The sequence below is a fragment of the Planococcus sp. ANT_H30 genome, assembly GCF_008369335.1.
Taxonomy (GTDB): domain Bacteria; phylum Bacillota; class Bacilli; order Bacillales_A; family Planococcaceae; genus Planococcus; species Planococcus kocurii.
Window position 1 is genome coordinate 901,439 of the sequence record NZ_VOBJ01000001.1, and the last position, 22,140, is coordinate 923,578.

23 protein-coding genes and 2 riboswitches are annotated in these 22,140 nt (G+C 41.1%); of the genes, 16 read left to right on the forward strand and 7 right to left on the reverse strand.

Annotation, left to right across the window (positions count from 1 at the left end):
• Positions 1-245 precede the first annotated feature (245 nt).
• The 7 genes from FQ085_RS04210 (at position 246) to FQ085_RS04235 (ending at position 6,805) form a co-directional block, all read left to right on the forward strand.
• Entirely contained in the window at positions 246-1,103 is an 858-nt protein-coding gene (locus tag FQ085_RS04210) for a MerR family transcriptional regulator (protein ID WP_262499750.1), read from the forward strand.
• Positions 1,096-1,236: a hypothetical protein gene (locus tag FQ085_RS17990; protein ID WP_169835278.1), complete on the forward strand. Its 141-nt coding sequence runs from the start codon at positions 1,096-1,098 to the stop codon at positions 1,234-1,236. Before FQ085_RS04210 ends, FQ085_RS17990 begins: the two co-directional genes overlap by 8 nt.
• A 106-nt stretch (positions 1,237-1,342) precedes the next feature.
• Complete coding sequence (locus tag FQ085_RS04215) at positions 1,343-2,935, forward strand: ATP-binding protein (RefSeq protein ID WP_188074708.1); 1,593 nt, start codon at positions 1,343-1,345, stop codon at positions 2,933-2,935.
• A complete protein-coding gene (locus FQ085_RS04220) occupies positions 2,928-3,605 on the forward strand; it encodes a response regulator (protein ID WP_410477390.1) in 678 nt (225 codons plus the stop codon). The genes FQ085_RS04215 and FQ085_RS04220 overlap by 8 nt, the downstream gene beginning before the upstream one ends.
• Before the next feature lie 136 nt (positions 3,606-3,741).
• On the forward strand, positions 3,742-4,761 hold the full coding sequence (locus FQ085_RS04225; protein ID WP_149456006.1) for a Bug family tripartite tricarboxylate transporter substrate binding protein: 1,020 nt from the start codon (positions 3,742-3,744) through the stop codon (positions 4,759-4,761).
• A 49-nt stretch (positions 4,762-4,810) separates the two neighbouring features.
• Complete coding sequence (locus FQ085_RS04230) at positions 4,811-5,260, forward strand: tripartite tricarboxylate transporter TctB family protein (RefSeq protein WP_149456007.1); 450 nt, start codon at positions 4,811-4,813, stop codon at positions 5,258-5,260.
• An 18-nt stretch (positions 5,261-5,278) separates the two neighbouring features.
• On the forward strand, positions 5,279-6,805 hold the full coding sequence (locus FQ085_RS04235; protein ID WP_058384358.1) for a tripartite tricarboxylate transporter permease: 1,527 nt from the start codon (positions 5,279-5,281) through the stop codon (positions 6,803-6,805).
• Positions 6,806-6,857: 52 nt separating this feature from the next.
• Here FQ085_RS04235 and trhO read toward each other — a convergent pair whose 3' ends face one another.
• The 4 genes from trhO to FQ085_RS04255 all read right to left on the reverse strand — a co-directional run bounded on the left by trhO (position 6,858) and on the right by FQ085_RS04255 (position 11,040).
• A complete protein-coding gene (trhO, locus tag FQ085_RS04240) occupies positions 6,858-7,820 on the reverse strand; it encodes an oxygen-dependent tRNA uridine(34) hydroxylase TrhO (RefSeq protein WP_149456008.1) in 963 nt (320 codons plus the stop codon).
• A 480-nt stretch (positions 7,821-8,300) separates the two neighbouring features.
• Positions 8,301-9,251 (reverse strand): 2-hydroxyacid dehydrogenase, encoded by a 951-nt coding sequence (locus tag FQ085_RS04245; protein WP_149456009.1) that lies wholly within the window; start codon positions 9,249-9,251, stop codon positions 8,301-8,303.
• 72 nt (positions 9,252-9,323) lie between these two features.
• Positions 9,324-9,938 (reverse strand): DedA family protein, encoded by a 615-nt coding sequence (locus FQ085_RS04250; RefSeq protein WP_149456010.1) that lies wholly within the window; start codon positions 9,936-9,938, stop codon positions 9,324-9,326.
• Between the two features lie 13 nt (positions 9,939-9,951).
• A complete protein-coding gene (locus FQ085_RS04255; RefSeq protein ID WP_149456011.1) occupies positions 9,952-11,040 on the reverse strand; it encodes a metallophosphoesterase in 1,089 nt (362 codons plus the stop codon).
• Between the two features lie 337 nt (positions 11,041-11,377).
• Here FQ085_RS04255 and FQ085_RS04260 point away from each other — a divergent pair, with 337 nt between their 5' ends.
• The 5 genes from FQ085_RS04260 to FQ085_RS04280 all read left to right on the forward strand — a co-directional run bounded on the left by FQ085_RS04260 (position 11,378) and on the right by FQ085_RS04280 (position 14,794).
• The gene (locus tag FQ085_RS04260) at positions 11,378-11,725 is read left to right on the forward strand and encodes a lmo0954 family membrane protein (protein WP_149456012.1); all 348 of its coding nucleotides are present in this window, start codon (positions 11,378-11,380) and stop codon (positions 11,723-11,725) included.
• Between the two features lie 13 nt (positions 11,726-11,738).
• The gene (locus FQ085_RS04265; RefSeq protein ID WP_149456013.1) at positions 11,739-12,377 is read left to right on the forward strand and encodes a PspA/IM30 family protein; all 639 of its coding nucleotides are present in this window, start codon (positions 11,739-11,741) and stop codon (positions 12,375-12,377) included.
• A gap of 65 nt (positions 12,378-12,442) precedes the next feature.
• Positions 12,443-13,141, forward strand: coding sequence for a cell wall-active antibiotics response protein LiaF (gene liaF, locus FQ085_RS04270; protein ID WP_058384351.1), 699 nt, complete (start codon positions 12,443-12,445; stop codon positions 13,139-13,141).
• Positions 13,138-14,184, forward strand: a complete 1,047-nt coding sequence (locus FQ085_RS04275; protein WP_058384350.1) for a sensor histidine kinase — start codon at positions 13,138-13,140, stop codon at positions 14,182-14,184. Before liaF ends, FQ085_RS04275 begins: the two co-directional genes overlap by 4 nt.
• Complete coding sequence (locus tag FQ085_RS04280; protein ID WP_058384349.1) at positions 14,159-14,794, forward strand: response regulator transcription factor; 636 nt, start codon at positions 14,159-14,161, stop codon at positions 14,792-14,794. The genes FQ085_RS04275 and FQ085_RS04280 overlap by 26 nt, the downstream gene beginning before the upstream one ends.
• A 122-nt stretch (positions 14,795-14,916) precedes the next feature.
• On the opposite strand, the gene FQ085_RS04285 is transcribed toward FQ085_RS04280, so the two are convergent.
• Positions 14,917-16,179 carry a mechanosensitive ion channel gene (locus tag FQ085_RS04285; RefSeq protein WP_058384348.1) on the reverse strand — a complete coding sequence of 421 codons (1,263 nt, stop codon included), beginning with the start codon at positions 16,177-16,179 and terminating at the stop codon, positions 14,917-14,919.
• A 273-nt stretch (positions 16,180-16,452) separates the two neighbouring features.
• On the opposite strand from FQ085_RS04285, the gene FQ085_RS04290 reads away from it, so the two are divergent.
• Positions 16,453-16,683: a helix-turn-helix domain-containing protein gene (locus FQ085_RS04290; protein ID WP_058384347.1), complete on the forward strand. Its 231-nt coding sequence runs from the start codon at positions 16,453-16,455 to the stop codon at positions 16,681-16,683.
• A gap of 115 nt (positions 16,684-16,798) precedes the next feature.
• Here FQ085_RS04290 and metX read toward each other — a convergent pair whose 3' ends face one another.
• Positions 16,799-17,812 (reverse strand): homoserine O-acetyltransferase MetX, encoded by a 1,014-nt coding sequence (gene metX / locus FQ085_RS04295; protein WP_149456014.1) that lies wholly within the window; start codon positions 17,810-17,812, stop codon positions 16,799-16,801.
• Between the two features lie 12 nt (positions 17,813-17,824).
• Positions 17,825-19,117 (reverse strand): O-acetylhomoserine aminocarboxypropyltransferase/cysteine synthase family protein, encoded by a 1,293-nt coding sequence (locus tag FQ085_RS04300; RefSeq protein WP_058384345.1) that lies wholly within the window; start codon positions 19,115-19,117, stop codon positions 17,825-17,827.
• Between the two features lie 98 nt (positions 19,118-19,215).
• Positions 19,216-19,331, reverse strand: a riboswitch (SAM riboswitch).
• 133 nt (positions 19,332-19,464) lie between these two features.
• Here FQ085_RS04300 and FQ085_RS04305 point away from each other — a divergent pair.
• The 3 genes from FQ085_RS04305 (at position 19,465) to FQ085_RS04315 (ending at position 22,137) form a co-directional block, all read left to right on the forward strand.
• Entirely contained in the window at positions 19,465-20,106 is a 642-nt protein-coding gene (locus tag FQ085_RS04305; RefSeq protein WP_149456015.1) for a glycerol-3-phosphate acyltransferase, read from the forward strand.
• Positions 20,107-20,217: 111 nt separating this feature from the next.
• Positions 20,218-20,332: riboswitch (SAM riboswitch) on the forward strand.
• A 133-nt stretch (positions 20,333-20,465) separates the two neighbouring features.
• Positions 20,466-21,497 (forward strand): methionine ABC transporter ATP-binding protein, encoded by a 1,032-nt coding sequence (locus FQ085_RS04310; RefSeq protein WP_058384343.1) that lies wholly within the window; start codon positions 20,466-20,468, stop codon positions 21,495-21,497.
• A complete protein-coding gene (locus FQ085_RS04315; RefSeq protein WP_058384342.1) occupies positions 21,487-22,137 on the forward strand; it encodes a methionine ABC transporter permease in 651 nt (216 codons plus the stop codon). Before FQ085_RS04310 ends, FQ085_RS04315 begins: the two co-directional genes overlap by 11 nt.
• Positions 22,138-22,140 lie beyond the last annotated feature (3 nt).

Below are 22,140 nucleotides of genomic sequence, written 5' to 3' on the forward strand. Positions count from 1 at the left end.
CTACCTATCTTTGATAGCGCTTCCACTTTCATTATTTCACAATTATCTAGAAAATAATAGGAGATATCTGAAATATCTGATTTATTTATTTTGTTGATGTGAAAGTCATGTCATAAGACATGTGTTTTAACTTCCTCTCAAACTTAGAACTTCACCCCCGTAAGAAAAGAAACAACACATTTCCACATCATTTCTCATAAATGCTTGACACTAACGGTGCGTTATAGTGTATTTTAAAGAGAGAGGTGATTAGATTGTACAAAGTACAAGAAGTAGCAAAAATAGCCGGTGTTAGTGTGCGGACGCTTCATCACTACGATAGTATTGGCTTACTAAAACCGTCCAACATCGGAACTAACCGCTATCGTTATTACAATGGGCAAGATTTGAAATTGCTTCAACAGATTTTATTCCTAAAAGAGCTGGATTTTTCACTTAAGAAAATTCAAGAACTTGTCGCTGAAGGTTTTGACCGAGAATATGCACTAGCTCAGCATATCGAATTACTTCAACAGAAAAAACAGCGCATCGAAAAGCTGATTCAGACTGCACAATTGACTCAGCGGGAGTTACAAGGTTCAGAGAATTTGACTGATCAAGAACGTTTTTCAGCATTTGCTAGCAGTAAAGCTGAAAATCTGATTCAACAATACCAAAAGCCCGATATCGGTTCCCCAGATGTGGCACAAGTAGAAACTTCTCAAATTGCTTCTGCTTACGAATCAGATTCAACTGTTGTCGTTGCTCCTGTTGACACAGTACTGCACGAAGAATCGCCTTCAACTTCTAGTGAGTCCGTTCAAGTGGCAAAAGAAGAGGAAGATTTGGACGAAATCAATCGTGAAGGAGACCGTATCTACAATACGGTCGCAAGCTTAATGCACTTGTCTCCACAAACACCAGCGGTACAAAAAGAAATGAAAGCATACTATACGCTGTTAAATCGTTTTTATGACTGTTCGCCCAAAATGTTCCGTGGGTTAGGCGATTTGTACGCGTCAGACAGTCGCTTTGCAAGCAACATTGATCAACATGGCCAAGGCTTAGCTAAATACCTCAAAGACGCCATGTACATTTATGCAGAAGACTTACAAGATGCGTGAACTTATCGGACCGTGTAGCAATTGTGGCAAAGATATCTATTGTCGTGATGGTTTTTTGGATGGCGTTTATGTAGACGGAGAACTGATTTGCTTTGAATGTGAAGAACAGCAAGAAGAACTGACGCAAAAGTAAAAGCTTTTGCGTTTTTTCTTTTTAAAAAAACATGGAATTTCCCTATTATTGACTATATAATTAGCCCATTAACTATGACAGCACACTGGAAACGAGTGATATTTAGATGCCCTTGCAGCGAAGGATCTTCTTATATGGAGCTTTATTTGTAGCATTTATAATGATTTTTGCTGGATTATCGTTTTATTTTACGATTTCAGAAGCGATTGAAGAACAAATGGGAAAACGTGCTTTGAATATTGCTGTTACCACTGCCGATCGACCAGATATAGTGCAAGGCTTTGCTGCTGACAGCCCTCATGTCTCACTTCAGCCAATCGCTGATGAAGTTCAACTACAGACTGGTGCTGAATATGTCGTCATTGGTAATGCAGAAGGAATCCGTTATACACATCCTCTCCCAGACCGGATTGGTCAGAAAATGGTTGGCGATGATAACGAGCGCGCTATTTCTCAAGGCGAATCGTATGTCTCAGAAGCAGTTGGATCACTGGGTTCTTCTCTTCGAGGAAAGGCACCGATTGTTGATGGGCAGAATAATATCATTGGTGTTATTTCTGTAGGCTTTTTAAAAGCAGACATGACCTCTATTTTCATGCAATATGCCGATTCTATTCTTGTTATTGTGCTAATCGCGATTGCGATTGGCGGAGTTGCTTCAATGATTCTCTCTAAAAATATTAAAAAGATATTATTTGGGTTGGAGCCTGCCGAAATCGCTAGTTTGTTTATCGAAAGAAATACATTAATCGAATCAGTCAGAGAAGGCATCATTATGGTCAACAAAAGCGGTGAAATCACAATGGCTAATGCATCAGCCTATGAAGTTTTATCGTTGCCGAAAGAAAAAAAGCTTATTGGACAACTTATTGATGAAGTACTTCCCAATACCTTACTTCCTCAAGTACTGCTCACAGGCGAGCAGCAATTAGATCGCCCCATGACCATACGTGGTAAGAAAACGATTGTTAATCGTATCCCCATTGTTATTAATGATGAAATCGCGGGAGCAGTTTCTAGTTTTCGGTTGCAGTCAGACCTAGATGGTCTTCGCAATGAACTGACTCAGATTAGGCAATATGCCGACTTGCTCCGTTCACAAACTCATGAAAACCACAACTTCCTTTATACGATTTCGGGACTGATTCAATTAAACTCACTAGATGAAGCGATGGATCTCATCCATAGCGAAGCAAAAGAGCAGCAATCACTCGTTCAGTTTGTTACGAATCGATTGCAAGACCCTCTACTTGGTGGCATTGTTATCGGTCTTTTCAACAAAGCCAGAGAGTTAAAAGTCAAATTTCTTCTGGATGAAGACAGTTATTTAGAAAAACTTCCTTCCTATCTTGAAAAAAGCCTATTTGTCTCGATTCTCGGTAATCTTGTAACTAATGCCTTTGAAGCCGTTGACTATCTCCCTGAAAATGAACGTTTGGTTAGGCTTCTCTTTGTTGATAATGGCCATGAAATTTTGATTGAAGTTGAAGATAGCGGAAAAGGGGTGGACCCACTCATTCTTTCCACTCTTTTTAAAGAACGGATTTCCACAAAAAATGGCAACGATCGCGGCTATGGCCTAGTAAAAGTTTATGGCAATGTTCACGATTTACAAGGAGAAATAACGATGGAGAATGGCGATTTTGGTGGAGCTTTGTTTATTATTTCCATACCGATCGGAGGAAATGAAGATGATTGAGATTCTCATTATTGAAGATGACAAGCGGATTGCAGACATACACAGGCGCTTTATTGAGAAAATCCAAGGATTTCAAGTAATAGGTGCTGCACATAATGGTGCTGAAGCAAAAGATTGGATACAAGTATTAAAGCCACAACTAATTTTGCTTGATGTATTCTTACCAGATATGAAAGGTACTGACTTGTTGCCTTTTATCAAATCTGAAAGCCCTGAGTCCGATATTATTTTTATCACAGCTGCTTCTGAAACAGCCATTGTCAAAAAAGCTTTTAGAGCCGGCGTTTCTGATTATATGCTCAAACCACTGACTTTTGATCGCTTTCAAAAAAGCCTTCTTGCCTATCAGTCGAAAAGCATGTCACTTGAGAAATCCGATTCCTTGAATGAGCAATCGATCGAACAGTTATGGAACAAAAACCACGAAGCTTATATGGAACAAGTGATTACTCCCAAGGGCATAGACCCAAGTACAATGATTAAAATAAAAGAAAAACTGGCGATCTCTTCAACTGGCATAACAGCTGAAGAAATGGGAATTGCCTGTGGCATGAGCCGTTCAACTGCACGCCGTTATCTTGAACACTTAACAGCAGACCAGAAGGCCCGAGCAGAATTACTTTACGGAACAATTGGAAGACCTGAAAGACGCTATTTTTTCACTCCGTGAACTTTATGAACAGTATTAACAATATGCACAGTATCCATCTTATGACAATAAACATCGAATTCATCCTATATTCTGATAAGTTGAAGACAGCGCTGAAAGCGTTGTCTTTTTACTATTATAAAAGGGGATGAATGATATGTTCAAAAAAATGATTGCTGTTTCTCTTGCTGGTATGTTAGCAATTGGTCTTGCTGCCTGCTCATCTGAAGAAAATTCTCAAGCTAGTGATGCTGGTTCGTCCGATTATCCCGAACGTGGACTAACAATTGTGGCCCCTTCTGGAGCGGGCGGTGGCTGGGATTTGACTGCGCGCTCTATTGCAAAAACTATGAATACAACAGGCATCATTGAAGAATCAATTATGGTCGAAAATAAACCCGGTGGTGGTGGAGCCGTTTATATGGCAGAATACGCTACGAAAGAAGTCGACAATGACTACATGCTTATGGTTAAATCTCCACCGATTCTAATCAACAATAGTAAAGCTGAAGGAAACAGTCCATACGGTTATAAGGATACAACACCACTGGCTCAACTAACACGTGATTATGGAGCGATTGTTGTTCGTGCAGATTCTGAATTCCAAACATTAACCGATGTTCTCGACGCGGTAAAGACTGATCCAAAAACGGTTACATTTGCTGGTGGTTCTGCTCCGGGCTCAATGGATCATTTGGTCGGGATTTTGCCAGCATTTGAATATGGCATTGATCCAAAATCAGTGAAATACGTTTCTTATGATGGTGGTGGCGAAGCCGTAGCTGCATTGCTTGGCGATAACGCAGATGTCATCGCAACAGATGCATCTACGATTGGAGAATACATGAAATCTGGTGATGTTCGAGTATTGGCCGTAAGTTCTCCGGAACGTTTAGAAGGTGACTTAAGCGAAATCCCGACATTCAAAGAAGAAGGTATTGATACTGAATTTACGATTTGGCGCGGTATTTTCGGTCCTAAAGACATGTCAGATACCGCATACAAGTACTGGTCAGAAAAACTAGAAGAAATGTCTGGCAGCGAGGAATGGAAACAAGAACTTGAGCAAAATGGTTGGCAAAGTGAATACAAAAACGGCGAGGATTTCGAAAAATATTTACAAACTCAAGAAGAATTGATTGTTGAGTTGTTGACTGCACTTGATATGCAAAAGTAATTAGAACAGCGGCTTCGGCCGTTTTCTAATTTAAAAGGAGTGAAAGACAATGAGTAAAACCTTCGATCGGTTTGCTGGCATTATTTTCTTACTAATCGGCCTTTTATTTGTCATGGAAAGCCAGCGAATATCCGAGAGTTCTTACGGTTCAGCAGTCGGACCCGATATCTTTCCAATCGGCTTAGGCACTATTTTGATCCTCTTAAGTGCTCGCTTGCTATATGAAACTTTTCGTTACGAGGCCGTTGCAAAAAACGATGAACCGATTAAATACAAAAAGTTTTTCATCATTTTCTTTAGTGCTGTTCTATATGCTGCTTTCTTAGAGACACTTGGTTACGTCATTACGACTTTCTTATTTTTAGTCATAGCCTTTCAAACGATGGAAAGTGGAAAATGGCTTCATACATTGATTATTGCCACCGCATTTTCGTTTGGTGTCTACTATCTTTTCGCCGAATTTCTCGGCGGCTCATTACCGGGATTCCCTGAATTTTAAAACGAAAGGCGGATGGCAATGACTACTTTACAATTTTTAATGGATGGCTTCAGCATCGCATTCCAGTGGCAGAACATTCTCTTTGCGTTTGTAGGGGTCCTTATTGGAACAGCTGTTGGTGTATTGCCAGGTATTGGACCCATGAGTGGTGTAGCTCTTCTTATTCCAGTAACTGCAACAATCACTTCCGGCATGCCGACAGAAGCAGCTGCAGCAAGTTCCATCATCCTATTGGCCGGAGTTTATTACGGTGCGATGTACGGCGGCTCCACTACTTCTATTCTTTTGAACACACCAGGAGAATCTTCTTCTGTTGTCACAACGCTTGACGGTTATCAAATGGCGCGCCAAGGTAGAGCAGGAGCCGCTTTATCGATTGCAGCAATCGGTTCATTTGTGGCAGGAATTGTTTCTTTGATTGGTCTAGTATTATTGGCAGAGCCTTTGTCCAATGTGGCTCTCCAATTCGGACCCGCTGAATATTTTTCACTCATGTTACTCGGACTCGCCGCAGTAAGCGGTTTGGCTGGAAAATCGATGACGAAAGCCTTAATGATGACCGTTTTCGGTTTGATTCTTGGCACAATCGGCATTGACGCGGTATCAGGAATTGCTCGCTTTACTTACGATTTACCCGTTCTTTACTCGGGTCTTGAGTTTTTAACAATCGCAGTTGGTTTGTTTGCGCTAGGTGAGGTATTTAAAACGATTTTAGAACGCGAGCATGAAGATGGTACGATTGCTAAAATCGGTAGAATCCTTCCTACTAAACAAGATTTAAAAGATAGTGCAAAACCAATTATGCGAGGATCTCTTTTAGGATTCTTTATCGGCGTACTTCCTGGTGCCGGCGCAACGCTCGCTTCGTTTTTCTCTTATATTGCCGAGAAAAAATTCAGCAAAACTCCTGAAAAATTCGGGACCGGGGCCATTGCGGGTGTTGCAGGTCCTGAATCAGCCAATAATGCTGCATCTGGTGGTGCTATGATTCCACTTTTAACATTGGGCATACCAGGGTCTGGAACCACAGCTATCCTAATGGGAGCACTTATCATGTATAACATTCAACCCGGTCCATTATTATTTGATGATCATCCTGAAGTGGCATGGGGACTTATCGCCAGTATGTTCGTCGGTAACTTGATGTTATTAATTTTGAACATGCCCTTGGTTAAAGTATTTGCCAAAATTATTGAAACCCCCAAAAAATATTTATTGCCCATCATCATAGCGATTTCTTTCTTTGGTGTATATGCTGTCCAATACACCACATTCGACCTCTTCTTACTACTTGCTTGTGGAATACTGGGATATGTACTCGTCAAAAACGATTTCCCTGTGGCACCACTCGTGTTAGCTTTGGTTTTAGGGCCCATGATTGAAAATAATCTCCGCAGAGCATTGACGATTTCAAATGGCGATTTCATGATTTTCTTTACCAAGCCACTGTCTTTAATTCTACTGATGGTAGCTGCCGCTTGGTTATTAATCCCTTTGCTATTGAAATTGAAAGGTCGCACTATTGTGTTAAACGAAGAAGATTGATATAGATTTCTAATACAAAAAAGCCTCCAAAAATTATGGAGGCTTTTTTGTATTAGATTGTTGTTACTTCCTTTAATGCATTTAAACGTTCTTGTACTTGCTCTCCAGTCAACCCGTGCTCGAAAGCATAACGGTTACGTGGATGTTCGCGGCACTCGTCTGAACACGAGCGCATGTATTTGTGTTCGTTTTCTTCAGAAGCCAACATTTTCGCGTTGCAATCAGGATTTGCACAGTTCACATAACGTTCGCAAGGTTCTCCTGTGAAATGGTCTTTGCCGACAATGACGTGTTCAACTTGATTGACAGGTACAACAATACGTTCGTCGAATACATATAATTGTCCATCCCATAATTCACCTTTTACTTCAGGATCTTTGCCGTAATTAACGATGCCTCCGTGAAGTTGAGAAACATCCTCGTATCCTTCTTTTTTCAGCCAGCCAGAAAACTTTTCACAGCGGATTCCGCCTGTGCAATACGTCAGAATTTTTTTACCTTCAAATTGTTCTTTATTGTCCCGCATCCATTCTGGCAGATCGCGGAAGTTTTCAATATCTGGACGAATCGCGTTACGGAAATGCCCAAGATCGTATTCGTAATCATTTCGCGCGTCCAAAACGATGGTATCTTGTTCTTGCATTTGTTTATAAAATTCCACTGGCTCTAAATAAGTGCCGGTCAGTTCGTTCGGGTTGATGTCTTCTTCCAATCCAAGATGAACGATTTCATTTTTTGCACGCACGTGCATTTTTTTAAACGCGTGGCCTTCAGCAGCATCGATTTTAAAAGCTGTATCCGAGAAGCGTGGATCACTTTTTAACATTTTCATATATGCTTCCGTTTGCTCAATTGTTCCTGAACACGTTCCGTTAATTCCTTCGTTAGAAACAAGAATTCGACCTTTTAGCTCTAGCTCCTTACAAGCAGCCAAATGCTCGGTAGCAAAGGTTTCTGGATCTTCTACCTCGACGTATTTATAATAAAGTAAGACATTGTGTGTATGATTTTGCATGAATCATACCTCCTATTTCTTCAATTTGCTTCTGTAGCAAAAAAGCAACAAAAACCTCAACCATTTTATAATAAATAACGAAAAACTTCAACTCTATATTGATTGAACTCATGATTTCTACTTGTTAATATTCCGCAAACCAACTGTGCTTTCGAATCCATAGGTTGCAGGTCATGTAACTGGCGCGATCGGACGGCACGGTGCCAGTTGCCAAAGGCTTGTGCCATATCTTCTCGTTACTAACGGAAAAATAGACACTACCTTCTTACTTAACAAGTTACTTCGCCCAAAGCAGCCAGCGATGTAGAAAATTCGGTTTCTTTCATTCAGCTTATATAGTTATTAAGTAGTAATGCCTTAGGCTGGTCTAAATTAGCGACGCTTTGGAATAATCCGCGAATTTTCTAAGTTTATAAATTGCAGCTAAAATAACCCAATCAAAAAAGGCAGCTATTACAGCAGCTGCACTTTTTCTGCTAGTTAGCAGATTCTATTTTTTACTGATTTGTTTTCTAGACATGCTTTAATGGCTTCAGCATTCAATGCCATCATCTCTAAACGAGTTTGAATCGTGGCACTGCCAATATGCGGCAACACCGTAAGATTTGGCAATGTCAATAAGGGATGGTCTAATGGTACAGGCTCTTGTTCAAATACATCCAGTCCGGCACCCCATATTTTCTGTTCTTTCAAAGCTTCATACAAGGCCGTTTCATCAACAATACCGCCTCTAGCTACATTAATCAAACAAGCCGTATCTTTCATCAATGCCAGTTCGGCTGCTCCGATCATCCCTTTAGTTTCAGGTGTCAGCGGCGTTAAAATCACCACGTAATCTGAAAGCTTCAGCAATTCTTCAAATTCAGCATAACGGACATCTTCAAGACTTTTTCGCGTACGATTATGGTAAAGGATATTCATACCGAAACCTTGAGCACGGCGAGCTATAGCTTCACCAATTCGCCCCATACCAATAATTCCGAGCGTAGCACCGCCAACATTTTGTCCGGTCATTCCCATCGGTGTCCAAGATTTCCATTGTCCCGAACGAACAGTTTTTTCTGCTTCCATTATGTTGCGGGCCGTCGCAAGTAACAAAGCAAATGTTAAATCTGCGGTCGCCTCAGTTAAAACATCAGGCGTATTGGTTACCGTGACACCATGCTTCCGTGCTGCTTCTAAGTCGATGTTATTGTAGCCAACTGCTAAGTTGCTAACGATTTTCAAGTTCGGTGCTGAACTAAACACTTCGTTGTCTATTTGGTCAGATAGCATCGTCCAAAGTGCATGCGCCTCTTTTGCTTCTTCAAGCAATCTCTCACGCGGTGCATGAGTGTCTTCTTCCGGCCACATGCGAACTTCATACTGCTCTGCTAATTCAGCTACTGCTTGATCCGGCAGCTTTTGTGTAATAAATACGATTGGCTTCATACCCATCCTCCATCCTATATTATTAAACAATTATAACAATTTAAAAAACTGCAGGCAATTGCCAGCAGTTTCCTATTCGTTTGTTGTTTTTATTTTTTTGATGTAATACCCAATAGCTACGACAACACTCAACGCTAATAAGACGTACACAACATTGGAATAAAGACCAAACTGATGCATAATTTGTTCCCGGTTGTCTCCCACTGCTCTTCCGATAAACACCAAAACAGTATTCCACAACAAGGTGCCGAGCGTCGTAAAGCCAACGAACAGTCCAAATTTCATATTCGACATACCCGCAGGAATTGAAATTAGACTACGCACTAAAGGAACTAACCGGCCAAAAAATACAGTCCAAACCCCAAAACGATCAAACCAGCTATCGGCCTTATGAATGTCTTGCTTTTTTACGCGCAACCAACTGCCGTATTTATCTATGATTTTCTCCAGCCGCTCAACGTCTAGTAATAAACCGACACCGTACAACATTACCGCTCCAAGGACAGAGCCCGCAGTTGAAGCTAAAATCACTCCCGGTATTGTCATTGTGGTCGTCGTTGTCATAAATCCGCCGACCGTTAAAATCACTTCTGACGGAATCGGTGGAAAGACGTTTTCTAGCATAATTAGAAAAAATATACCCAAATAGCCATAATCCGACATGACTGAGGTAATCCATTCTTCCATAACAACACTCCTCTTAAGAAGATGAACGGAAATTCATCGTTATCGACCATAACTCTGAACGGCTTCCGATACGCAACGGCGGACCCCAAAATCCAAATCCGGAAGACACAAGAAAATGTGTCTTTTCGATTAAACGGTAGCCGTAATCCAGTTCAAAAATTCGTTTAGTCAATAAATGATTCGGCCACATCTGCCCTTTATGTGTGTGGCCTGACATGTGCAAATCTGCGCCTAATTCTCTGGGCGTTTTCAAATCGGCCGGCGTATGGTCCATCACGATCCAAGGCACCGTGTCTTTTTCAGGTTTCAACTCAAGCAACGACAACCGATTGCCATTCGTACGATCTTCACGTCCCGTTAAATAAAAACGATTCGCAACTAAAATAGTTTCATCTCTTAACATTTTCACACCTGATTTATCCATTAGTCTTACGAGCAATGGAATTTTCTTGCCGTAATACTCATGATTTCCTAACACACCGTAAACACCCAGAGCTGGTTTCAACTGTTCCATGACTTCCGACATGCCATAACGCGCATACCAGACCGGATCGTCATCCACTAAATCACCTGCTAAAAAGACAACATCCGGATCAAGCGCATTTGTTTTAGTAACAAAACGTTGCAAATGTCGCTTGCCCGATAAAAACCCTAAGTGAAAATCGGAACCTACGACCATATGAAGAGGTTCCGCCTCTTTACCTTCTACGGTAATTTCAAGATTTCGAACAACCGGACTGTAAGCCAAGTAAGTGCCGACACTAAATAGCAGCAATAACATAATGGCAGTTAATGAACCTACAACAAACACATCATTTTTTAAATCCACCACTAGCACAAGGAGATTTGCCACAGGAATCAACAAAATCGCATACTGCAAAAAAGCGAACCAATAAGAACCGAGCACCGTAAATCCAAGCCATCTGTGACCAATTCTTCCAATTGCATAACTATAAGCAACCACCAACCACAAAGCCGCAAAAATCCACAGATTTACACCCTCTAAAAAACTCATTAGCCAAACATAAACCGCCCAGCCCAAATAGGCAACAAGCGTTGTATAAATCAACAAGAAACTACCGATGCCCGCAACTATTTTCATAAAAACGCCTCTTTCTTCTTTTAAAATAAATCTCTGTACGAAAGATACATTTTTTCAATGTGATAAAAAACAGTATAGCATTCCAACTCATATCCTTCACAAAACAACTCTCCCTCGCCCCTAGCACCACCGCGCACAAGGACGAAGCAGAGCTCGAAGACTAGCGTTTTTTGCTTGGCTTCTAGCGGGAGCTCTGGCCAAGTGCGATTAAATACATCTCCCGGGACTAGCTCACTCTACGTCCCAAGACCTAGTCAAAGATGCATTCAGAGACCGTATTGAAAAACTCATTCTCTTCGTATAATTAACTTAGAAATCAACGAGGAGGCAAAAAAAGATGAACAAATTTTGGTTAATTACGCTCGGCATCATTGCTGGAATCGTCGTACTCAGCAATTTGGGACACATGATTGGATTGGCAGTATCTTTACTAATCGTCTACGCCGGGGTGCATTACTATTTAAAAAGCACTTTGACATTAGCGAAAGTATGGTGGGTAGCTGTAGGGATTGTCGGAGGAATTGCAGCCATTTCGAATGTACCTGCTTTGATCGGCGTCGCCGCCCTTGTCGCATTGTGGATGATTTACCGCAAATGGAATGGCCAAAGCGTTTCTGTCACAGCTGTAAAAGAAAGCGATCCATTTATGAACTTTGAACAACAATGGAACAAACTAACTAAATAAGGAGAGAATGAATATGATAACGTTATGGGAACGTTTTAAATTTGCTGTCGCAACCGACTTGGATGCCGTCGTCGTAAAAAAAGAGGAGAAAAATCCACTTGTTCTACTGAATCGCTACGTTACAGAAGCTGAAAACCAGACAACCACCACTGGAAAATGGGTTGAACGTCAAGCTCAGCTAAATGGTAAACTAGAGAAAGAATTGGCAGAAGCATCCGCCATGCTCACTAAGCGCCACGAACAATTGGAATTAGCACAAACCTCAGGCGAGTCTGATCTCGCTGATTTTGCAAAAATGGAAGTTCAATCTTACGCTACTCGCGTTTCAGTGTTGCAAAACAACTTAAGTGAAAACATAGCTGAACTGACTGGCTTAGAATACCGCTACGAAGAAATGAAACACAAAGTAAAAGACATGAAAGTAAAGCAACTGCAATTGATGGGCAAAGAAAATGCCACGCGTGCTCATCACCAGATGGACAAAGTGCTAAGTCCTGAACTTGTCGCTGAACGTATTGGCTCTTTTGACGACATGGCTCTATACATCACAACACTCGGTGCTAAAGTTGAAGAGCGGCATGAGCGTTCAACAATGGAACGTCGTTTGGATTCTTTAGAAAAAAATAGCACAACTCCAAAAGAACTTGTCTAAAATAGAGTGAGAAGAAGTTTTTTCTTCTTCTCATTTTTTCTGATACAAAGAAGGAGGTAAAAGCCATGCAACATTTCCCAACAAACAGACAAGCATTTTTTTTGCTAAGTGCTTTATTATTGATATTCGTCGAAGCTGCCTTTTTTGGAAATGGCAGTGTGTTTTTGATTCTTCTTGGTATCGGAACTCTTTACTATGCGCTGAGAAACACCAGTAAATACCGAAGATCCTATTTTTGGATAGGTGCTTTTCTTATCGGCGTTTCTATTTTGTCTATGTGGAGTCTGAGACTGATGATTTTCGGGCTTGCCATTTACCTGTTGCTTCGTCTATGGAAAGGGCAAGCATGGCTTCAGACCACCCCTTTACAAGGTTCCGCAGATACAGGTCTAATCCAGAATAAAGTAATGGCCGCTCAAAGTACGCCAATCGAATCTTACGAGTGGAAAGACATTCATGTGCAAGGTTTTATCGGGGATATCCTTGTAGATACTACACATACTGTTTTACCTAAAAAACCTTCATTGATTTCCATACGACAAGGTTTTGGAAAAGTCCAAGTTATCGTGCCGTATGAAGTTCCGGTACGCGTCTTTTATTCTACACTTTTGGGAGAAGCTCGTTTTTTCAATGGGGATAGCCAGCGCATTCTCAATACCACCATTCACGCGGAAGACGGCTATCCTGCGGACGAAGGCAACAGAGCTGAGTTGATTGTATCCGTGACTACTTGGATGGGGGACGTCGAGGTGATTCGTAGATGAGACAGATTGTGCCACGCAGCCTGTTTTTCACCTCTCTCTTTGCCTTGATTATCTTCAGCATTCTATTTGCTTTGCTTGGTTTGCCGTCATTCAATAGCTGGTCCGTTCTGTGGGAAGATTTTATCGCCGGCCTTCCTTTGGGCATTTGGTTGCTCGTTCTGATGCTCGCTCTGTCCGTCGGCATATCATGGTGGACCGAATCTTTGTCGCGATCAAAAGTGCAGGAAATCGAACAGATTTTCCAAGCCCTTTTGCGCAATGAAGACAAAACAGTCGTTCAAGCTGCCCAAATGAAAACCTTGCCGCGCAATTTGTCGAGTTCCATTCTAAAATTGCAAAAGTTATTAGAATCACAGCGTAAAAGCTTGACTCGCATTGCCAATGAACGTGCAGAAACGCAGGATCAGATTATCCAGGAGCGCTTAATTATGGAACGTCAACGGCTTGCTAGAGAGCTTCACGACTCCGTTTCTCAACAGCTTTTTGCTGCTTCCATGCTGCTGTCATCGATGACTGAAAGCGAAGAGGTGCAGCCTGGACTGTTGCAGACAGAAAAAATGATTCAGCAAGCTCAGTTGGAAATGCGCGCACTGCTTTTGCATTTACGTCCCGCCGCTCTTCACGACAAAAGCTTGCGTCAAGGATTGTTTGAATTGGTTAGTGAACTTAAAGAAAAAGTCTATTTTACGATTGATCATAAATTAGAAGAAGTGCCCCTGCAAAAAGGAGCCGAAGATCATCTGTTCCGTATTGCGCAAGAAACTTTATCCAATACATTGCGCCATTCCAAAGCAACCGAAGTTCATATTTTGTTTGTTGAACGCGATAATTTTGCGATTTTGCGTATTCAAGACAATGGTGTCGGATTTGAAAGTGAACAATCCAAATCGACTTCTTACGGTCTTAAACATATTGAAGAACGCGCCATCGAAATTGGTGCTACGAGCAAAATTGTTTCTGTTCCTTCTGAAGGGACCATTGTGGAAGTAAAAGTTCCAATTGAAAGGAAGAAGCCTAATGATTCGAATCTTGTTAGTAGATGATCATGAAATGGTCCGTATAGGTGTCTCTGCTTACTTGCAGTCTCAAAAAGATATGGAAGTTGCTGGCGAAGCCACAAACGGGCAAGAAGCCGTGCAATTGGCATTGGACTTGCGACCTGATTTGATCCTAATGGACATGGTGATGCCCATTATGAACGGTGCAGAAGCGACAAAAGCCATCATTGATCAATGGCCAGAAGCCAAAATTATGATTGTCACAAGCTTTCTCGACGACGACAAAGTCTATCCTGCACTTCAAGCCGGAGCCGTTAGCTATATATTAAAAACTTCAAAAGCTTCACGGATTGCTGATTCGATTCGTGAAACGATGAATGGCACTCCCGTACTTGAGCCAGAAGTGATGACAAAAATGATGAAGCAAATGCGTCATGAACGGGTTCTACACGACGAGTTAACTGAACGTGAGATGGAAATCTTGTTGTTGCTAGCTGATGGTCTGACCAACCAAGAAATTGCCGATCAATTGTTTATTGCCTTGAAAACAGTGAAAACACATGTCAGTAATATCTTGGCAAAACTTGAAGTTCATGACCGGACTCAAGCAGTTATTTATGCATTCCAGCATAAACTCATCTCTCCACTTAAATAAACCCCTCAAAAATGGGAATGGGGAACTCATTTAATCGTCTTATAATTGGATGCTCATAAATACACACCAATCAATAAAAAACTCCCAAAGCTACAAGTAGCTTTGGGAGTTTTTAAATAATCTTATAGATTTGGTTTGTCGTTCTCTTTTTCCATTTTTTTCTCAAGATTTTCAAGCTGACGTTTAGCAAACTCACGTCCACCCATACCGAAGGAAATAGCAAAGGCTACTGCAAGTCCCGCAATAATGAACAGGAAGGCAAGGTTAACGATATTTGTTGCAAAGTTCAACTGGTCAAGTGTCATAAATACAGCGATAATAATAATCGCATATTTGACAATTGTACCAAGGAAACGGTTACCTGAAGACTGCTTCACGTAGTTCCCAAGCACACTTCCCCCGATTAATCCAAGACCCAGAATAATTAGCGAACTAATCAGAAGTGGTAAGTATGCGATTACGGCTTCACCAATCCCGTTTAATACATCAAGCTGTAAAACATTCATAGCTTCTACAGTAAAGAAAATGATGATGATCGCCTGTACTACTTTGCCAATGATGTTCGCAATATCAATGCTCGGTGTTTTGGTTTTGTCTGTGTTCAAATACGTTGAGAAGCGATTGATACCTGTTCCATTCAATAGGCTAATCAACAAGTCTCCTACAAATTTACCGATTAATACACCTACCAAGATCAAGATGATCGCTACGAAAATATTCGGGATCATGTTTAGAACTTGGTTGAGCATATTGACAATTGGTTCAGAAATCGAACGGATGTTTAATGTTTCTAACGCAATGGTCAAAATCGGAATCAAGACGATAACAAACACTACATTAGCCAATACATTAGCTAGAGTTGCTTTGTCTCCAGCGTCCATTCTTGTCGTACTTGTCGAAGCACCACTTGTTTTGTTAGTAAATTTATTGAACCATTTATCAATATTTATCGCTGTTAAAAGACTGAACACAAGGTTCTTCACAAATTTGGCAACAAAATAACCAATGACTAAAATGATGATGGCCATGAACAGATTAGGCAGGAATGCCAATAACTTGTTCATCATATTTGAAATTGGCTGTGCTACGTTGTTCATATCCAAAGCTTGCAAAACGCTCGGAATAAACAAAATGAAAATGAGGTAATAAAGAATTTTCCCTATGGAATCCAACATGCTGTCTGCACTTTCTTTTGTTTTCGCCATATGTCCTTTGACCATGGCCCGGTCTGCACCTGCTTTTTTTAACCCTTTGGTGAAAATGGCTCGTACAATTGTTGCGACAATCCAGGCGATAAGCAGTAATAGTAACGCGCCTAAAACATTTGGAATGTAGTCAATAATTGTATATCCGACGCCTCTAAAAGAATTACCAATATCATTCATACAGTCGTCCTCCTTTTTTTGTATAGTATTCACTAGTACTATCCCCGTACTTTCCTATCGCTAAACGCTTAATATATTAAAACCTTAGTCGCATAAAAAAACTCTTATTAACGAACAGTTCGAAGTCTAGATGTTAAAGTTCTAAAGAAAAAAAGGTAATTGATGATTAACATCGTCTACTAACATTCTTTTTTTAACGAACACACGATGACACCAATGGTTTGAGGTAGCCGTCTTCTTCTATTATAATAAAAGAAAAGAGGAGGAGATCCCATGTACATGACAGTCCAGGAAACTGCCACTTTTTTATCCATGCCCGAAGAACAAGTAAATCGTTACGTATTAGAAGGTCGTATCCGCGCAGTTCATGACGGGGAACAATACATCATCAATACCTCTCAATTTGAAGCGCATTTTCAACAATTGGAACAGGCCAAGCTAGCGCTAGAAGAATGGCGCACTATGCCCATACCAGAAGATGTGGATATTAAAGACGAAGACTAACTTTAGTACACATAGAAAAGCACCTAATGGACGCGTATCCTTTAGGTGCCTTTTTGTTATCGAAGATAATTTTCAACGTCTTGCTTGCGAAACAGTGCGAGCAGAAATTCACTAATTATCTGGTGAGCTCAGGCACTACTAGGCTTTTTAGCTTATTCTCGATAAATCCGCTCCATTTATCAAATTCAACAAGAAATCCATCATGGCCAAATTCTGTTTCAACGATTTTCCAACTTGCCGTCTTTTGTTTTTCAAGCCACGGAGCCATTAGCTCACTTGGATACAACAAATCGCGCGTAAAAGATAAGGAATAGACGGGAACATCTAGTACAGCATCTTGGATATCATGTGTATTCATAGCTCTCAGCAGTAATACATAGCTATTGGCATCAAAACGACCGGCTAATTTCTTGCCTTGATAATTCAAATATGACTGCACATCAAATTCTTCGCCATCGCCACTACGACCAAAGCGCCGATTGAACATATGACCGCTTCGATAAGTAACCATTCCTGCCATTCTAGCAACATGAAACCCCTTCAAAAGAGACGCATCTGCATAGTCTCCATTATTAAAATCCCCATCACTTTCAATCGCCAATATGCCAATGTGATTAAACGCCACTCCATAGTCACTGTAATAGGGAGTGACAGCTAGCGGAAAAATCGCATCCGTAAAATCTGGATAGAGGTTTCCCCATTCTAAGGTTTTCATTCCACCAAGGGAACCGCCAATGACTCCTGCAAGGTGGTCAATTCCCAATTCTTTTAATGCACGATATTCCGCTCGAACCATATCACGTATCGTCAATGTTGGAAAGTCAGCTCGGTAAGAAATTCCTGTTTTCGGATTTTTCGATAAAGGACCCGTCGATCCGTGACAGCCTCCGAGTACGTTAAAGGTAATCACTTGAAAAACAGTTGTATCCACGGGTTTTCCTGGTCCGATTAATCCTGCCCACCACCCTGGATTTTTTTCAGTACCGAATGCGTATTGGTTACCTGTCAATGCATGGCAAATCAGGATCGCAGGAGCTGTTTCATCTCCGAGACGTTCGTATGCAAGTTCCACATCATCTATCGTCTTAGTAGAGTCCAGGATTAATGAGCCAATGGATACTGTTTTCATGACGATCCCTCCTTATACCTTTTCCAAAACTGCTGCCTGTATGGCCTGTTCCAAATCAGCGATTAAATCTTCTGCATTCTCCAATCCAACAGACAAACGAATCAACTCTTCCGTTACGCCAGATGCAGTTAACTCTTCATCGTTCAATTGCTGATGTGTCGTGGAAGCCGGGTGAATAATTAGCGACTTGGCGTCTCCTACATTGGCTACATGAGACCAGAGATTTATGTGATCAATTACGTTACGTCCTGCTTCTCTTCCACCTTTGATACCAAAATTGACAATCGATCCATAACCTTCATTTTTCAAGTATTTCTTCGCCAATTGATGAGAAGGATGTTCTTCAAATCCAAGGAAGTTTACCCACTCGATTTGTGGATGCTGTTTTAAGTAATCTGCAATAATTTGAGCGTTGCTATTGTGTTTTGGAATCCGTAAATGTAAAGTTTCTAATCCTTGCAGTAAAGCATGAGCACTATCCGGGCTTAGTGAAGGGCCAAAATCACGTAATAATTGAACGCGAAGTTTTGTCGCAAAAGCTGCACCTGGTACATCAATGCCGTACCGCAGTCCATGATAGGTTTCGTCAGGCTGTGTATAATTTGGGAAACGTGGATTGTCCCAATTGAATTTCCCAGCATCCACCGCAACGCCACCAATTGTCGTTCCGTGTCCGCCAATCCACTTTGTCGCAGAATGAATGACGACGTCTGCACCAAACTCAATCGGGTTGCTGCCGTAAGGAGAGGCAAATGTATTATCAATCAATAACGGCAATCCGTTAGCATGGGCAATTTCTGCTACTTTTTCGACATCAAAAACATTCAAGCTTGGATTGCCAATAATTTCACCAAATATCGCTTTTGTTTTATCTGTAATTGCTGCTTTAAAATTTTCTGGATCGGTCGCATCGACGAATTTTGTTGTGATGCCATAGCGTGGTAGCGTGTTAGCAAACAAATTGTAGGTGCCACCGTAAAGACTGCTATCTGCTACGATTTCATCACCCGCTTCTGCAATGTTCAAAATGGAAAAAGCAATAGCGGCCATTCCTGAAGAAAGAGCAACTGCTGCAGTGCCACCTTCTAGTAACGCTACTCGTTGTTCAAAGACATCGACCGTCGGATTCATAATGCGTGAGTAAATATTGCCTGTATCTTTCAGTCCAAAGAGGTCTTGTGCATGCTGTGTATTTTTAAAAACATACGAAGTGGTTTTATAAACAGGAACACCTCTAGAGCCTGTCGTTGGATCTGGTTGTTGTCCTCCGTGTAATAATAATGTTTCTGGTTTAAAGTTTGTCATTTTCTATTCCCCCTGTTTTTTTAGTAGTAACACATGCTAAAGGGGACGAAAAAAGCCCCCTTCGCTAAGAAGAGGGCCGTAAATTACGGAGTTTCCTCCTCTTATCTCTCAGAACCTGTAAATCGATTCTGTAGGAATTAGCACCTTTACAAACAAAATGTCTGTCGGTTGCCGGGCATCACAGGGCCTATCCCTCCGCCACTCTTGATAAGAGTATTTGATTTGATTTTTGATCTTGTTGTGAAGTATAAAAACTTTATTGGCGTTTGTCAAGCTTATTAGTCAAAAAAATTTGAAACCTTGTCTTCTTTCAAACGTTATCTTTTAGTGTAGAGGAGGAATTAATGATGGTCATTTGGATTTTGCTCTTATTGATTACAGGTTATTTTATCGGTTGTTGTCATGGTTCACTTGTTGCACAAGCCGTATCAGGCGTGAACATCAAAAATTCGGGCGTAAAAAATTCCGGTGCTTCTAATGCAGCCATCGTGCTGGGTTGGAAATATGGTTTGCTCGTTGCCTTTATTGACGTTTTCAAAGGCTTTGCTGTTGTTGCAGGGTTACGTTTGTTAGTGGACTTAAGTAGCTTTTCAACTGCAACAATCTGGACACTATTGTTCGTTGCAGGAGCTGCCGTAATAGTTGGTCATAATTTTCCGTTCTATATGAACTTTGACGGCGGAAAAGGTACAGCATCTGTAATAGGTGTAATGATAGCGCTTGACTGGAAGCTCGGGTTGCTCGGATTATTGTTATTGATCATTGTTTCACTGGTAACAAATTATCTTGTCATTGGCGTATTCGTTTTGTACGCCGTGTATTTTGTAATTGCCTTTATCCCTGCAGTCGGTCTATGGCCGTTACTAATAGCGCTAGTCCTGTTCACGATGGCTGTATGGAAACATCGAGAAAATATTATACGAATAAAGAATGGCAATGAACCTACAGTATCATCAGTTTTTCGAAAGAAACCTACCCCGTCCATTTAGAAAGGAATACAATGAATTTTGAAGATTAAAAAATAAATTTCAATATTCATCTTGACTTTTTTGTTATTCCGCCATAAAGTAGGAATCACGAATCGAATAGCATACATCACTTTCTTATCCAGAGAAACCGAGGGACAGGCCCTATGACGTTTCGGCAGCAGATTTGTTTAACCGCAAAAACTGTGCCAACTCCTGCAAATGCATCCATGCATTTGGAAGATGAGAATTAGATGGTTTCAACAGGAGCCCTCTTTTTTCTTATGGTTAAGAAAAAAGGGGGCTCTTTTTGTCTAGTTTCTCGACGGATTGTGAGCATTAACGATTTGAATAACAATACAGCATGAGGAGGTCTACTTACTATGATTCAATTCGAAGGCGTCGCCAAAACCTACCAATCAGGTAAACAGGAAATCTATGCATTGAACGGCATCGATTTAACTGTCCAAACTGGCGAAATCTACGGAGTTATTGGCTTTAGTGGAGCCGGTAAAAGCTCGCTAATCCGCACTGTAAACTTGCTCGAACGTCCTTCTAAAGGACGTGTATTAATTCACGGAAAGGATATTTCGACGCTATCTAGCAAAGAAATTCGTACTATCAGAAAAGATATCGGTATGATTTTCCAACATTTTAATTTACTCCATTCAAAAACGGTTTATCATAACGTCGCTATGCCGCTCCTGTTAGCTAACACACCGAAAAATGATATCGAAAAACAAGTAAAAGAGTTGCTCGATTTCGTTGGACTTGCAGATCAGGCGCAAAAATATCCAGACCAGCTGTCAGGTGGACAAAAGCAACGCATCGGCATTGCTCGTGCTCTTGCAACGAATCCTTCCGTTCTGTTATGCGACGAAGCAACATCAGCACTTGATCCACAAACGACGAAATCGATTTTGGACCTACTTCGCAAAATCAATAAAGAATACAATATTACCATCCTGCTCATCACACACGAAATGGGCGTCATTCGAGAAATCTGTGACAAAGTGGCCGTGCTTGAAGCAGGGAAAGTTATTGAGCAAGGAAGCGTCTTTAACGTTTTCTCTAATCCACAGCAAGCTACCACCAAACGATTTGTTCGCTCTGTTATGAACGACGAGTTGCCTGAATCGCTGCTAGCACAAATTCAAGATAAACAAAATAATCAGGCCATATACCGGTTGCAGTTTACTGGCACATCAGTCGGTCAACCCTTCATGTCCCGAGTGTCACGTGACTTTAACGTTGATTTGAATGTACTATTCGGCAATATTACCGAATTGCAAGGTGTTCCATACGGCAACTTAATTGTCGAATTCTCTGGAGAGTCAAGCGAAGTGGAACGTGCCTTATCTTCTATTAGGGACAGCACTATTCAAATAGAGGAGGTCATTGATTATGTCCGTTGATTACGAACAAATTTTGGAAGCTTTATGGGAAACCGTCTATATGACAGGTGTTGCGTTTGGATTTTCGTTATTGATTGGCTTTCCTCTCGGTATCTTGTTAGTCGTTACACGTCATGGACATTTGTTGGAAAATGAAATCGTGTCTAAAGTATTGAATGTCGTCATCAATATTTTTCGCTCTATTCCTTTTATTATTTTAATGGTTGCCATTATTCCATTAACTCGGCTCATTGTCGGTACATCGATTGGTACAGCTGCAGCCATCGTTCCACTAGTTTTCTATGCGGGGCCATACATTGCTCGGTTAATTGAAAACTCTTTGCTTGAAGTTGATAAAGGTGTGATCGAGGCCGCACAAGCAATGGGTGCCTCTCCGTTGCAAATTATTTTTCGCTTCTTGATTCCCGAAGCGTTAAGTTCACTTGTTCTTGCTTTGACAATCGCTGTAGTTGGACTTATTGGTGCTTCTGCAATGGCTGGCGCTATTGGCGGCGGTGGTCTTGGGGACTTAGCCATTACATACGGATATCAACGATTCGACACGGTCGTAATGTTCATCACAGTAGCTATTTTGGTCATACTGGTACAAGGCGTTCAATCTTTTGGAAATGTATTATCGAGGCAAGTCAGACGTAATTAGTAA

Excerpts from the sequence above, each read along its gene's own strand:
- FQ085_RS17990 (WP_169835278.1), top strand. The coding sequence starts at position 1,096 with ATGCGTGAACTTATCGGACCGTGTAGCAATTGTGGCAAAGATATCTAT.
- FQ085_RS04215 (WP_188074708.1), top strand. The coding sequence starts at position 1,343 with ATGCCCTTGCAGCGAAGGATCTTCTTATATGGAGCTTTATTTGTAGCA.
- FQ085_RS04220 (WP_410477390.1), top strand. The coding sequence starts at position 2,928 with ATGATTGAGATTCTCATTATTGAAGATGACAAGCGGATTGCAGACATA.
- FQ085_RS04225 (WP_149456006.1), top strand. The coding sequence starts at position 3,742 with ATGTTCAAAAAAATGATTGCTGTTTCTCTTGCTGGTATGTTAGCAATT.
- FQ085_RS04230 (WP_149456007.1), top strand. The coding sequence starts at position 4,811 with ATGAGTAAAACCTTCGATCGGTTTGCTGGCATTATTTTCTTACTAATC.
- FQ085_RS04235 (WP_058384358.1), top strand. The coding sequence starts at position 5,279 with ATGACTACTTTACAATTTTTAATGGATGGCTTCAGCATCGCATTCCAG.
- trhO (WP_149456008.1), bottom strand. The coding sequence starts at position 7,820 with ATGCAAAATCATACACACAATGTCTTACTTTATTATAAATACGTCGAG.
- FQ085_RS04245 (WP_149456009.1), bottom strand. The coding sequence starts at position 9,251 with ATGAAGCCAATCGTATTTATTACACAAAAGCTGCCGGATCAAGCAGTA.
- FQ085_RS04250 (WP_149456010.1), bottom strand. The coding sequence starts at position 9,938 with ATGGAAGAATGGATTACCTCAGTCATGTCGGATTATGGCTATTTGGGT.
- FQ085_RS04255 (WP_149456011.1), bottom strand. The coding sequence starts at position 11,040 with ATGAAAATAGTTGCGGGCATCGGTAGTTTCTTGTTGATTTATACAACG.
- FQ085_RS04260 (WP_149456012.1), top strand. The coding sequence starts at position 11,378 with ATGAACAAATTTTGGTTAATTACGCTCGGCATCATTGCTGGAATCGTC.
- FQ085_RS04265 (WP_149456013.1), top strand. The coding sequence starts at position 11,739 with ATGATAACGTTATGGGAACGTTTTAAATTTGCTGTCGCAACCGACTTG.
- liaF (WP_058384351.1), top strand. The coding sequence starts at position 12,443 with ATGCAACATTTCCCAACAAACAGACAAGCATTTTTTTTGCTAAGTGCT.
- FQ085_RS04275 (WP_058384350.1), top strand. The coding sequence starts at position 13,138 with ATGAGACAGATTGTGCCACGCAGCCTGTTTTTCACCTCTCTCTTTGCC.
- FQ085_RS04280 (WP_058384349.1), top strand. The coding sequence starts at position 14,159 with ATGATTCGAATCTTGTTAGTAGATGATCATGAAATGGTCCGTATAGGT.
- FQ085_RS04285 (WP_058384348.1), bottom strand. The coding sequence starts at position 16,179 with ATGAATGATATTGGTAATTCTTTTAGAGGCGTCGGATATACAATTATT.
- FQ085_RS04290 (WP_058384347.1), top strand. The coding sequence starts at position 16,453 with ATGTACATGACAGTCCAGGAAACTGCCACTTTTTTATCCATGCCCGAA.
- metX (WP_149456014.1), bottom strand. The coding sequence starts at position 17,812 with ATGAAAACAGTATCCATTGGCTCATTAATCCTGGACTCTACTAAGACG.
- FQ085_RS04300 (WP_058384345.1), bottom strand. The coding sequence starts at position 19,117 with ATGACAAACTTTAAACCAGAAACATTATTATTACACGGAGGACAACAA.
- FQ085_RS04305 (WP_149456015.1), top strand. The coding sequence starts at position 19,465 with ATGGTCATTTGGATTTTGCTCTTATTGATTACAGGTTATTTTATCGGT.
- FQ085_RS04310 (WP_058384343.1), top strand. The coding sequence starts at position 20,466 with ATGATTCAATTCGAAGGCGTCGCCAAAACCTACCAATCAGGTAAACAG.
- FQ085_RS04315 (WP_058384342.1), top strand. The coding sequence starts at position 21,487 with ATGTCCGTTGATTACGAACAAATTTTGGAAGCTTTATGGGAAACCGTC.